General features: G+C 73.6%; 12 protein-coding genes. 7 read left to right on the top strand and 5 right to left on the bottom strand.

Annotated features, from left to right (window positions below; translation table 11 throughout):
* Positions 1-247: 247 nt before the first annotated feature.
* Positions 248-541: a hypothetical protein gene (locus tag V2S66_RS23075; RefSeq protein ID WP_330797985.1), complete on the top strand. Its 294-nt coding sequence runs from the start codon at positions 248-250 to the stop codon at positions 539-541.
* On the top strand, positions 538-834 hold the full coding sequence (locus V2S66_RS23070; RefSeq protein WP_330797983.1) for a hypothetical protein: 297 nt from the start codon (positions 538-540) through the stop codon (positions 832-834). The genes V2S66_RS23075 and V2S66_RS23070 overlap by 4 nt, the downstream gene beginning before the upstream one ends.
* 30 nt (positions 835-864) lie before the next feature.
* Here V2S66_RS23070 and V2S66_RS23065 read toward each other — a convergent pair whose 3' ends face one another.
* Entirely contained in the window at positions 865-1,227 is a 363-nt protein-coding gene (locus V2S66_RS23065) for a DoxX family protein (protein ID WP_330797981.1), read from the bottom strand.
* A gap of 115 nt (positions 1,228-1,342) precedes the next feature.
* Between V2S66_RS23065 and V2S66_RS23060 the strand changes: the two genes are divergently transcribed.
* Complete coding sequence (locus V2S66_RS23060) at positions 1,343-2,197, top strand: LysR family transcriptional regulator (RefSeq protein ID WP_330797979.1); 855 nt, start codon at positions 1,343-1,345, stop codon at positions 2,195-2,197.
* Between the two features lie 48 nt (positions 2,198-2,245).
* Here V2S66_RS23060 and V2S66_RS23055 read toward each other — a convergent pair whose 3' ends face one another.
* From V2S66_RS23055 to V2S66_RS23040, 4 genes are read right to left on the bottom strand one after another with little or no spacing between them, the layout of a single operon-like run.
* On the bottom strand, positions 2,246-4,267 hold the full coding sequence (locus V2S66_RS23055; RefSeq protein WP_330797977.1) for an amylo-alpha-1,6-glucosidase: 2,022 nt from the start codon (positions 4,265-4,267) through the stop codon (positions 2,246-2,248).
* Entirely contained in the window at positions 4,264-5,652 is a 1,389-nt protein-coding gene (locus tag V2S66_RS23050) for an MGH1-like glycoside hydrolase domain-containing protein (protein ID WP_330797975.1), read from the bottom strand. The genes V2S66_RS23055 and V2S66_RS23050 overlap by 4 nt, the downstream gene beginning before the upstream one ends.
* Positions 5,649-6,449: a sugar phosphate isomerase/epimerase family protein gene (locus V2S66_RS23045; protein ID WP_330797973.1), complete on the bottom strand. Its 801-nt coding sequence runs from the start codon at positions 6,447-6,449 to the stop codon at positions 5,649-5,651. The genes V2S66_RS23050 and V2S66_RS23045 overlap by 4 nt, the downstream gene beginning before the upstream one ends.
* A gap of 27 nt (positions 6,450-6,476) precedes the next feature.
* On the bottom strand, positions 6,477-7,523 hold the full coding sequence (locus V2S66_RS23040; protein WP_330797971.1) for a zinc-dependent alcohol dehydrogenase: 1,047 nt from the start codon (positions 7,521-7,523) through the stop codon (positions 6,477-6,479).
* A gap of 154 nt (positions 7,524-7,677) precedes the next feature.
* On the opposite strand from V2S66_RS23040, the gene V2S66_RS23035 reads away from it, so the two are divergent.
* From V2S66_RS23035 to V2S66_RS23020, 4 genes are read left to right on the top strand one after another with little or no spacing between them, the layout of a single operon-like run.
* Positions 7,678-9,078 carry an ABC transporter substrate-binding protein gene (locus tag V2S66_RS23035; protein WP_330797970.1) on the top strand — a complete coding sequence of 467 codons (1,401 nt, stop codon included), beginning with the start codon at positions 7,678-7,680 and terminating at the stop codon, positions 9,076-9,078.
* 29 nt (positions 9,079-9,107) lie between these two features.
* Positions 9,108-10,079 (top strand): carbohydrate ABC transporter permease, encoded by a 972-nt coding sequence (locus tag V2S66_RS23030; protein ID WP_330797969.1) that lies wholly within the window; start codon positions 9,108-9,110, stop codon positions 10,077-10,079.
* On the top strand, positions 10,076-10,942 hold the full coding sequence (locus V2S66_RS23025; RefSeq protein WP_330797967.1) for a carbohydrate ABC transporter permease: 867 nt from the start codon (positions 10,076-10,078) through the stop codon (positions 10,940-10,942). Before V2S66_RS23030 ends, V2S66_RS23025 begins: the two co-directional genes overlap by 4 nt.
* A gap of 40 nt (positions 10,943-10,982) precedes the next feature.
* Entirely contained in the window at positions 10,983-12,212 is a 1,230-nt protein-coding gene (locus V2S66_RS23020) for an ROK family transcriptional regulator (protein WP_330797966.1), read from the top strand.
* Position 12,213 lies beyond the last annotated feature (1 nt).

Below are 12,213 nucleotides of genomic sequence, written 5' to 3'. Positions count from 1 at the left end.
CGGTGAGGCCGGACACCGGATGCTCCTGTGTGCTTGCTACGTTCATACTCCGCGGCACCCCGCGTGGAGGGTTTTCCGCGAAAAGTTACGCCGCCGTCCACACCGGGCCACGGCAGCTCGCGTACCCCGCGCCGCACGGCCTGCCCGAAAGAGTGGACACAGCCGTCCCGTGGAGTGGCACGATGGGCAGCACAACAGTCGGCGGCACGCGCCCGCCGCCGGCGACGACAGGCAGGGACGGCACGAGATGAGTGTTCAGCCCGTTCACCCCGGCAGCGGGCCGGTCGCAGCGTTGGCCAAGACCATCGACGCCGTCGCGGGTGCGCTGCGCGGCGCCGAGCGGATGGCGTTCTACGCCGAGGTCGGGCAGACCCCGGCCGGCCGGCTCGAGACCGTCATCGAGACCTGGTGGGCGCGCGCCATGCTCGGCCGGGTGCCCGAGCGGGACCGGCAGGTCGAGGACGCGCTGCACGGCCGCAATCTGGTGCCGCTGGACGCGCTGTCGGTACGCCTCGGCGTCGACCTGCCCGACCAGCCGTGAGCGCGGGCTCCCCGTCCGCTCCTCGCTGGTCGCTCGCCCTGACCGTGGACCCGGCCGGGGTCGTCGAGGCGATGCCGAAGGACCTGCAGCGCGCGGTGCTGCTGTTCCTGCAGGCGCTCGTGATCGAGACCGGCGGGGCCGTCGAGGCCGGCAAGCCGGCGCCCGGCAGCCCGCTGGACGACGCCGGGCTGCGCTACAGCGTGCTGGTCCCCGGCGAGCCCGTCATCGTCGAGTACCTGGTGGTGCCGGTGGCGCGCGAGGTGCGCATACCGACGCTGGTGTGGATGCACTGAACCGCCGCCCGGCCGCGCCGGGCCCGGCGCTCACAGCCCGGCGGCGGCCAGCCAGACGGTCACGGCCGCGGTGAGGACGAGCGCCACGTTGAGCGCGACCTGGCGGTCCCCGAGGCCCAGGTGGACCCTGATCGCGCCGACTTGCAGCAGCACGAACCCCCCGGCCGCCACCGCGGCCAGCCAGGGCGCGACGCCCGTCAGCGGCGGCAGCACCAGCCCGATCGCGCCGAGCAGTTCGAGCAGCCCGATGGTCCTGACCGCCGGCATCGGCATGCCGTCCACCCAGGCCATCATCGGCCGCAGCTGCTCGCGGCTGCGCACGATCTTGAGCCCGCCCCCGTAGAGGTAGAAGAGGGCGAGCAGGCCGGCGACGATCCAGTAGGCGACGTTCACGGTGTTCCTTCGTCCGGGGGCGTACGGGGCGGCAGGCTCCGATTGCACCGCGGGGGCGCCGCGACCGTCCAGGACCCGTTCCGCGAGGTCGATACCGTACGGGTATCGTCGCAGCATGGAGCTACGCACGCTGCGCTATTTCGTGGCGGTCGCCGAGGAACTCCACTTCGGCAGGGCGGCCGTGCGGCTGCACATGAGCCAGCCGCCGCTGAGCCGGGCGATCAGGAACCTGGAGACGGAGGTCGGCGCCGCGCTGTTCCACCGGTCGCCCGCGGGTGTCGGCCTCACCGCGGCGGGGAGCGTCCTGCTCGACGAGGCGCGCGCGCTGCTCGACCGGGCCGAGCTGGCCCGGGTCCGCGTCGCCGCGGCGGCAGGCGCGGCGGCGGTCACCGTCGGCGTGCTCGGTGACAGCGCCGACCCGGGCGCGACGCGCCTGGCCGACGCCTACCGCCGGCGGCACCCGCGCGTCCACGTCTCGGTCCGCGAGACCGACCTGACCGATCCGACCTGCGGGCTGCACGCCGGACTCGTCGACGTCGCGCTGACCCGCGGGCCGTTCGACCGGACCGGCCTCGCGGTGCGCGAGCTGCGCGCCGACCCGGTGGGAGCGCTGCTGCGGGCCGACGACCCGCTGGCCGGCCGCGGCGGCCTGGAGCTGGCCGACCTGGCGGACCGCCGCTGGTTCCTCTTCCCCGCGGGCACCGATCCGTTGTGGCAGTCGTACTGGAACGGCGGCCGGGTCCGCCGGGGTCCGGTGGTGCGTACCGTCCAGGAGTGCCGGCAGGCCGTCCTCTGGAACGGCACGGTCGGCATGACGCTGGCGGACCATCCGCCCGGCGAGGGGCTCGCGGTGGTGCCGCTGGCCGACATGCCGCCGAGCCGGGTGCTGGCGGCGTGGAGCCAGGGCGACACGAATCCGCTGATCCGCTCGTTCGTCGAGATCGCGGCCGCCGCCTACCGCCGCGACTGATCGCAGCGGATCGCCCGTCCGGCATCCCGTACGGCGCAGCGGACCGGGTCAGCTGCGGCCGGTGGGCGCCGGGCCGGTGCGTACGGGGCCGGGGCGGGCCGGGGCGCCTCCCAGCGCGGTGAGCAGCGCCAGCGGGGTGGCGGCCGCCCACGCCTGCGGGGAGCAGGAGTGCGGGTAGGGCACCGGCGCGGGGTGGCTGTCGGGGCCGTAGCCCGCCATCACCTCGGGCAGCCGCCAGTCGTGGTGGCGGCCGGCGGCGACGAGCGCCTCGGCGACCTGCCGCGCCTCCGCGGCGAGGCCGTGCCGGGCCAGGCCGAGCGCGATCACCGCGTTGTCGTGCGGCCAGACGCAGCCGCGGTGGTAGGAGAGCGGGTGGTACGGGAGCTGGCCGGCGGCCAGCGTGCGGATGCCCCAGCCGGAGAAGAAGTCCGGCCGCAGCAGCCGCCGCCCGACGCGTTCGGCGCGGTCCTGGTCGAGCAGGCCCGACCACAGCAGGTGGCCGGCGTCCGAGCCGAGCGCGTCGACCTTGCGCCGTCCGCCGTCCAGGGCCAGCGCCGGGAAGTCGGCCTCCGCCAGCCAGAACTCCTCGGGGAACCGCCGCCGCAGGTCGCGGGCCGCGCTCTCCAGCCGCCGGGCGAACGCGACGTCGTGCCACACGCCCTCGGCCAGGTGCGCGGTGCGGCGCAGCGCGTCGTACGCGTAGCCCTGGGCCTCGGCGACCGCGATGGCGCCGGTGGCCTGCACGCCGTCGGCGAAGCAGATCGCGCCGGCGGAGTCCTTCCAGTTCTGGTTGGCCAGGCCGCCGCCCTGCTCGTCCGAGGTGTAGACGAGCCAACCGTGGTCGTCGAGGCCGCCGTCGCGGAACATCCACGCGACCGCCGCACGGGCGTGCCCCTCCAGCCGGGTGGCCAGGCGCGCGTCGCCGGTCGCCTCGGTGTACGCCTGGAGCAGCACCAGGAACAGCGGGGTGGCGTCCACCGAGCCGTAGTAGCGGCCGTAGGGCACCTGGCGGAAGTGGGCGAGTTCGCCGTGGCGCAGTTCGTGGGGGATGCGGCCCGGCTGTTCGAGGCGCGCGGGATCGTCGGTGACGCCCTGGGCGGCGGCCAGCGCGGCGAGCGTGCCGGCCGCCAGCCCCGGACGGTAGGGCAGCGCGAACAGCGAGGTCAGCAGGGAGTCGCGGCCGAACAGGGTGAGGAACCACGGGATGCCGGCGCCCGGCACGCTCACCGGCTCCCCGTCGGGTCCGACACCGGGGATGCGCAGGGCGGCCAGGTCGGCGAGGCCCCGGTCGACCGCCTGCGCCAGACCGGGCAGCCCGGCCGGTCCCGCCGACTCGGTGGGGCGCGGCTCGGCGTCGGTGAACTCCGCCGCTTCGCGGGCCTGGTGGGCGTGCAGGGTGGCCGGCGTGGCGATGCCGCCGGCGCCGGTCACCTCGGCCGGGGGTCCGGCGTGCGCGGCGAACGCCCGTACCGCGAGGGCGATCTCGCGGCTGCCGTGGGCCGGCACGGCGAGCCGCCAGGACAGCACCTGCCCGCCCTCCTCGCCGTCCGCGGCGCGCACGGCATCCGGCGGCGGCTGCGCGGTGACCGTGGTCGAGGCGTCCCAGTCGGGGCCGCGCCGGTAGCGGAAGGCCACGCCGTCCGGGCCGGCGGCGCTCTCGTGCACGCCGTCGCTCTTGTCGTAGTGCCGGCGGTCGGAGCGCAGTTCGAACTGGTCGGCGAAGTCGGCCGCGACGGACAGTTCGAGGCGGGCCCGCACCGGGCGGGCCAGGTTGTTGAGCAGGGTGAGGCGCTCGACCAGCACGCCCGCCGCGAGGGCCTGCTCCCGGACCACGGTGTACGGCGCGGGCTCGTCGCGCGTGCCCGGCGGTGTCAGCACCACGCGCGCGTCGTCACGGGTGAGCACGTCGAGCGGCGCGCCGTCGGCGGTCAGCCGCCAGCGGCTCAGGTGCCGGGCGTCCTGCACGAACAGGCCGTCGGGGGTGGCGCCGCGGGTGCCGGTGATGCTTCCGTCCGCGGCGGCCACGGCGAAGGTGCCGCGGTCGGTCAGGACGCGTTCTGTCCCGGTCATCGGGTGTCCTCCGGGTCGGTGAGGAGGTCGAGCGTGAGGGCGGCGGTCCAGCTGAAGTCCCGGATGCCGTGGCCCTCGCCGGTGTACGGGTCCACGTACTCGGCGAACCCGGTCGCGCCCGCGTCGTGGAGGATGCCGGCCCTGAGCCGGTCGGCCGGTTCGGTGGCGCCGGTCGCACGCAGGCCCCGGTGGATCAGCCAGGCGGTGTTGAACCAGCTCGGTCCGCGCCAGTAGCGGCCGGCGTCGAACTGCGGCCCTGTCAGGTCGTAGCTGGGCACCATGTGCACCTCGCCGAGGCGGAAGTGCTCCCCCGCGAGGGTGGCCCCCAGCGCGCCGGCGACGTCCGCGGGCAGCCCGGGGACGATCAGCGGCAGCAGTCCGTTGACCGCGGTGACCGGCAGCAGGGCGCCGTCGCCGAGGTCGCGGGCGGCGAAGACGCCGCGCTCCCGGTCCCACAGCCGCCGTACCAGCGCGTCGGTCAGGCGCCGCGCGCGGCGGCGCGGCGCGGACGCGTCCGCGCCGAGGGCCTCGGCGATGTCGGCGAGCGCGTGCTCGGAGGCGATGAGCAGGGCGTTGAAGCCGGGGTCCTCGACGGCGAAGGAGGGGCGCGCGCCCGACACCCCCGCGTCGCCGTGGCCGTGGTCGCCGCGGCCGTGGTCCTGGTAGCCGCGGTCCCGGTACGCGGCGGCGAGTCCGACGTACCGGGCGTAGTCCAGGTCGGTGGGCCGGTCGGCGGCCGAGGCGTGGACGAGGTCGGCCCGCCGGAAGGAGCCCGCGGGGGCGGGGGTGACGCGCAGCAGCGGCCGGTCCCAGCACGGGCTGTTGTCCAGGCCGGGTTCCCAGGGGTGCACGACGGCGGCCAGTCCCTGGCCGCCGAGGTCGCGGTGAGTCTCCAGATAGCGGTGCCAGGCTTCGAGGGCGGGCAGCACCCGGGCCAGGAAGCCCCGGCGCCGGGACTCGCCGGGGTCGGCGCGGTGCACCAGCCAGGCGGCCAGCGCGTGCACCGGCGGCTGGACGATGCCCGAGGTCTGCACCCCGGCGGGTGCGCCGGCGCGCCGCCCCGCGGTCGACGAGCGCCAGAAGCCGGGGCCGGGGAAGTAGGCGTGGGAGGGCACCGCGGGGTTGAACACGATGTGCGGGACCCGGCCGTCGAGCCACTGGGCGCCGAGCAGCGACTCCAGCTCACGCTGGGCCCGGCGCGGGGACAGGTGCCGCAGCCCGATGGCGATGAAGGCGGAGTCCCAGCTCCACTGGTGCGGGTACAGCGAACGGGAGGGCACGGTGCCCGATCCGGTCCAGTTGGCCAGCAGCACGCGCATCGCGGCCGCCCGCAGCCGGCGGTCGCGGTCGGTGTCCGTGGGGTCGGGGGCCAGCAGGGCCGTCATCCGGCCGCCCGTCGCAGGAAGGCGGGCACGGAGCGGACGGCCTGCACCGGGTCGCCGGTCAGCCGACACTCGGCGGCGAGGTAGCCGTCGTAGCCGGCGGCCTGGAGCGCGCCGAGCCAGGCGGGCCAGTCCAGGTGCCCGGCGCCGGGCTGGAACCGGTTGGAGTCGCTGACCTGCGCGTGCCCGATGTAGGGCGCCGCGGCGACGATCGCGGCCGACGGGTCGGCCTCCTCGATGTTCATGTGGTAGCTGTCGATGCCGATCCGCACCGAGTCCAGGCCGACCTCGCGGATCAGGTCCACGGCCTGCTCCAGCCGGTTGACCATGTGGTCCTCGTACCGGTTGAGCGGTTCGAGGAAGAGCGCGACGCCCTCAGCGCGGGCGTGCTCGCCGAGTTCGGTGAGGCCGGCGAGCAGCACCTCGCGGTCCTGCTCCTCCGTGCGCGGCGGCTCGAAGGGCGGCAGCCGGCGGGAGAACATGCCGTACGACGCGGGGGTCTGGGCGCCGAGGCCGCCCAGCTCGGCGATCACCGAGAGCTGGGACTTCATCTGCGCGACGGCGTCGCGGCGCAGGCCGTCGTCGAAGGCGCCGAGGAAGTGCAGCATGTCGACGCACACGGTCGGCATGACCACGCCGTCGGCGAGCGCGGTGCGCAGTTCGGGGAGCCGGTCGCGGAAGTGGAGGTCGCCCTTGCCGCGCAGCTCGATCGCGTCGTAGCCGGCGGACTGGGCGACGTCCCACTTGGCCTGGAGGGTTTCGCCGGGCAGCAGTTGCTCCTGGCAGGCAAGCTTCAGCATGGAGGGGCCTTTCGGGTGCCGGTCGGCTCAGAATTCCAGGACGACCTGGAGGGCGTCGGCGGGGCGTTCGTCGATCAGGGTGTAGGCGGCGGCCGCGTCGGCGACCGGCACCCGGTGGCTGACCAGGGCCGCGGTGTCCACCTGGCCCTCGGCGACCAGGCGCAGGAAGGTCTGCTGCAGCCGGTCGACGGTCCAGCGGTGCGACAGCTGCGGGGGCACGCCGCCGATCTGGGAGCAGATGAGCTGGACGCGGTTGTGGTGGAACTCGTCGCCCAGCCGCAGTCCGGTCCCGTCGCCCTGGTAGAAGCCGGAGGCGACGACGCGGCCGCCCGCGGCGACGGTGCGCAGGGCCTCGTGCAGGGCGGGGTAGGCGCCGCTGATCTCGATGGCCAGGTCCGCGCCGCGGCCGGCGGTCAGCTCGCGGACGGCTTCGGCGACGCCGCCCGCACGGGCGTTGAGGGTGTGCGCGGCGCCGTAGCGGCGGGCCGCGTCGAGGCGGGCGTCCAGGGCGTCCACGGCGGTGACCACGGCGCCGTTGAGCCGGGCCAGCCGGGTGGCCAGCAGTCCGATGACGCCCTGCCCGAACACCGCGACGTCCTCGCCGAGATGGATGTCCGCGGCCAGCACCGCGTTGTACGCGATCGCGCCGACCCGGGCGAACGCTGCGGCGAGCGGGTCGAGCCCGTCGGGCAGGCGGTGGCCGGCCATCCGCTCGGCCGGCACGATGCCCTCGCTGCGGTGGCCCCAGATGCCCCACACCAGGTCGCCCGCCACGGGCAGCCCGGGGGTGCCGTCGAGCTCCGGCGAGACCTCGGTGACCTCGCCGACCTCGGAGTACCCCCAGCCGGCGACCGGGTAGGTGATCCCCGCCACATCGTCGCGGAAGAGCCGGGCCTGCGGGTCCCAGGTGCGGGTGAGGTACGGGTTGGTGCCGCGGTAGGCGGTCAGTTCGGTGCCGGCGGAGATCCCGGAGTAGCGGGTGCGGACCCGCAAGTGCCCCGGGGGCAGGGGCTCCTGGGCAACGGCTGCGACCTCGACCTGTCGAGGGCCGGTGAACTGGACGATGCGTTCCACGATGTCTCCGAAGCTGCGGCGATACCAGGTGTGATCAGCCAGATGCCCCTGGCTTACGTCGAAGATATCCCACACTTAGGTCTTGTCAACAGGCAAAAGTGGTGCTGTTATGCAACACGTCGTTAACACAAAGCCCCGTGAGTGAGGACGGTTCATGCGGATGTGGGCGCTAAGAGGCACCAGAGCTGTGGCAGCGGTCGTCGCCGCGGCGCTCGGCATCGGCCTGCTGGCCGGCTGCGCGGGCACGCAGACACGGACGGGCAACTCGCTGACCGTGTGGAGCGAGGAGAACCTCCCGGCCCGAATGGCCGCGACCGAGAAGCTGATCGGCGTGTTCGAGAAGCAGACCGGCATCAAGGTCAAGCTGGTCGGCATCGACGAGAGCCAGCTCCCGCAGCTCGTGGAGTCGGCCGCGGCCGCCGGCAAGCTGCCCGACGTCATGGGCGGCATCCCGCTCGCCCCGCTCTGGCAGATGTACAGCAACGGCCTGCTGAACACCGACGCGACCGCGAAGGTCCTCGACGGCCTCGGCCGCGGCACCTTCGACCCCAACGCCCTGAAGCTCACCGCCGACGGGACGAGGCAGCTGTCGGTCCCCAGCGACTCGTGGCAGCAGGTGCTCGTGTACCGCAAGGACCTCTTCGCGCGGGCCCACCTGCCGGTCCCCGACACCTACGACAGCATCCTCAAGGCCGCGAAGACCCTCGACAAGGGCTCGATGAGCGGCATCTCGCTCGCCGACGACCCGAAGGACGTCTTCACCCAGCAGAGCTTCGAGGACCTCGCGGTCGCCGAGAACTGCCAGCTGGTGACGGCCGACGGCAAGGCCGCTCTGGACAGCCCGCAGTGCCGGAAGGCGTTCACCGCCTACCAGCAGCTCGCCGCCACCGGTCCGGCCGGCACCCAGACCGTCGACACCACCCGTGCCACCTACCAGGCCGGCCAGTCGGCGATGGTCGTGTGGTCCACGTACCTGCTGAACTCGCTGGCCGGCCTGCGCGACGACGTGCTGCCCAACTGCCCCCAGTGCAAGGGCGACAAGACGTTCCTGTCGAGGAACTCCGGGATCGTCACCGCCATCAAGGGCCCGGACGGCGCCACCCCGGCCCAGTTCGGCGAGATCTCCTCATGGACCGTCACCAAGCACGCCAACGCGCCCGCCGCCGAGAAGTTCATCCGGTTCATGATGAGCACCGGCTACGAGGGCTGGCTCGGCATGGAGCCCGAGGGCAAGATCCCGGTCCGCGACGGCACGGTGGCCGCCCCGAAGAAGTACGTCACCGACTGGCGCGGCATGAAGATCGGCGTCGACAGCCTCCAGCCGATGGACACGCTCTTCCCCGCCTCCTTCCTCGACCAGCTGCTCGCCGGCGTCGGCAACATGCAGCGCTGGGGCATCACCCAGGGCCAGGGCGCGCTGGTGGGCGCCACCGAGGGCACCCTGCCGGTCCCCCAGGCCATCGGTTCGATGACCGGCGGCGACCAGCTCTCCCCCGACTCCGCCGCCCGGCAGGCCGACAGCGCGGTGTCCGCACTCCAGAAGACGCTCCTTTGAGCCCCGGCACCGTCACCAAGGAAGCCCCGATGAGCACATCCCCCGGCGTCACCCGCCGCCGGCCCTCCCCCATGCAACGCAGCCAGAACCGGGCCGGTCTGGCCTTCGTGTCGCCGACCCTGCTCGTGGTCCTGGTCATCGTCGTCGTGCCGATCGCCTGGACCGTGCTGCTCGCCTTCCAGCACGCCCGGCTGATCGACCTCCAGGGCATGGGCCTGTTCGGCAACTGGACCTGGGGCAACTTCGACCAGGTCTTCACCGCGCCCGGCTTCTGGACCTCCCTGTGGACCACGCTGGTCTACACCGTGGGCGGCACCGTCGGGTCGATCCTGCTCGGCCTGGTCGCCGCCCTGGCCCTGCGCCGGCCGTTCCGCGGCCGGGGGGTCGTGCGCAGCACCATGCTGCTGCCGTACGTCGCGCCGGTGGTCGCGGTCACCTTCGTCTGGGAGACCGCGCTCAACCCGCAGACCGGTGTCATCAACAACTGGGGCATGCACCTGTTCGGCTGGCACCGGCCGATCGCCTTCCTGTCGACCAGCTCGTACAAGGCCGACCTGCTCGGCGTCCACGTCCACCTGCCGATGGCCCTGATGACGGTGGTCGCCTTCGAGATCTGGCGCTACTTCCCGTTCGCCTTCCTCTTCCTGCTCGCCAGGCTGCAGGCGGTGCCGGCGGGGATCGAGGAAGCCGCGACGGTGGACGGCGCGACCCAGTCCCAGCGGTTCCGGTACATCCTGCTCCCCCAGCTGATGCCGGTGATCGCCCTGCTGTCGGTGCTGCGGTTCATCATGACCTTCAACAAGTTCGACGACATCTACCTGCTGACCGGCGGGAACTCCGGCACCGAGGTGGTGTCGGTGCGGGTCTACAACTTCCTCACCGCCAGCTACGACGTGGGAGCCGCCGCCGCCCAGGCGCTGCTGCTCGCCGCGATCCTCATGGTGCTGCTGGGCATCTACTTCGGGTTCTTCGCCAAGCGCGTCCAGGAGGAAGAGGCATGAGCCGCGCCCAGTTCGAGGACCGCCTGTTCGGCGGCCTGCGCTACGTCGTCATCGCGCTGCTGCTGATAGCGACGGTGTTCCCCTTCTACTACATGGTCGTGCTGTCCTTCCGGCCGACCGGGCAGCTGCTGCTGCACCCCGGCTCGCTGTGGATCAGCGTGCACGACCTCACGCTCAGCACGTACAAGACCATCCTGGAGCCCACGTCCAAGGGCGGCCAGGGGCTGCTGGGCATGCTGCGCAACTCCGCGCTGGTGTCGCTGGGCACGGTGGTGCTCACGCTCGCCGCCTCGGTGCCGGGCGCCTGGGCGATCAGCCGGCTGAAGTTCGTCGGAAGCCGGCAGATCAGCGCGCTGTTCCTGGCGGTCTACCTGTTCCCCGCGACGCTGCTCGCGGTGCCGCTGTTCGTGATGTTCGCCCGCATCGGCCTGCAGGGCAGCCTGGTGGGCCTGGCCATCGTGTACATCGCGCAGACCGTCCCGGTGTCCATCTACATGCTGAAGAACTACTTCACCACGATCCCGGTGAGCGTGGAGGAGGCCGCCGCGCTCGACGGCTGCTCGCGGCTGCAGGTGCTGTGGCGGGTCGTCCTGCCGCTGGCCGCGCCGTCGTTGATGGCCACCGGCCTGTACGTCTTCATGATCGCCTGGAACGAGTTCCTGTTCGCGCTGCTCTTCCTGGCCGCCACCCCCTCCAAGTGGACGGTGTCGCTGGGGCTTTCGCAGATGAACAACGCGATCGAGGTGCCCACCACCGTCCTCATGGCGGGCTCGGTCGTGCTGACCGTCCCCGTGATAGTCCTGTTCTACGTCGCCGAGCGGTTCCTCACCGAGGGCCTGACCACCGGCGCGGACAAGAGCTGACCCGGTCGGCGCGAGCACGAACCCGAGGAGAACCGATCCGATGGCAACGCCCAGCAGCACCGCTGGACACCTGCTCGAGCTGATCCGTACCGGACAGGCGGGCACCAGGGGCGAACTGCAGAGCCTGACCGGGCTGTCCCGTTCGACGGTGGGCCAGCGCCTGGACCAGCTCTTCGCCGCCGGATGGCTGGCCTCCACCCCCGGCCAGCTGTCCACCGGCGGCCGGCCGTCGCTACGGCTGGCCTTCGATCCCGGCCACGCCGCGGTGCTCGCCGCCGACCTGGACACCACCCACGCCCGCGCCGCCGTACTCGACCTGGCCGGCGCCGTGCTCGCCGAGCACGACGGCGAACTGCGTGTGGCGGACGGCCCGGAGGCGGTGCTGGACACGCTCGCCGGGTGGTTCGCCGACCTGCTGGCCGCCACCGGCGTGCCGGCGCCGCGGGTGTGCGGCGTCGGGCTGTCCCTGCCCGGCCCGGTCGACTTCGCCTCAGGACTGGTGATCAGACCCCCCATCATGCCGGGCTGGGACGGCTACCCCATCGGCGAGCGCCTGCAACGGGCGCTCGCCGGGCGGGCCGGCACCGACCCCCGGGTGCCGGTGCTCACCGACAACGACGCCAACCTGATGGCGTTCGGGGAGCAGCGCGACGGCTGGCCCGACTGCACCACCTTCGTCCTGGTCAAGGTCTCCACCGGCATCGGCGCGGGCGTCGTCATCGACGGCCAGGTCTTCCGCGGCGTGGACGGCGGCGCCGGCGACCTCGGCCACATCCGGCTGCACGACCGGCCCGACGCGCGCTGCATGTGCGGTTCGTACGGCTGCCTGGCCGCGGTCGCCAGCGGCCGGGCGGTGGCGGGCCAGCTGGCCGGGCTCGGCGTCGCGGCCGAGTCGGGCACCGACGTCCGCGCGCTGCTCGACGACGGGCACCCCGACGCGGTGCGGCTGGCCCGCGAGGCCGGCCAGCGCGTCGGGGAGGTGCTGGCCACCGCCGTCACCCTGCTCAACCCCGGTGTGCTGATGATCGCCGGCGACCTCGCCGAGACCCACTTCCTCACCGGCATCCGCGAACTGCTGTACCAGCGGGCGCTGCCGCGCTCCACCCGCAGCCTGCAGATCGTCACCTCGCGGCTGGGCGACCGCGCCGCGCTCAAGGGCGCCACCGCCATGGTGGTCGACCATCTCTACGCGCCGGAACAGGCCGACGTGCGGCTGGCCGCCCTCGTGGGCGCCCCCGCCCTGCGGGCACCGGCCCCCTCCCAGGAGTAGC

The organism is Actinacidiphila polyblastidii, assembly GCF_036353415.1.
Taxonomy (GTDB): Bacteria; Actinomycetota; Actinomycetes; order Streptomycetales; family Streptomycetaceae; genus Actinacidiphila; species Actinacidiphila polyblastidii.
Note: the sequence above shows the minus strand (reverse complement) of the source record. Positions and strands in the feature narration are given on the sequence as shown.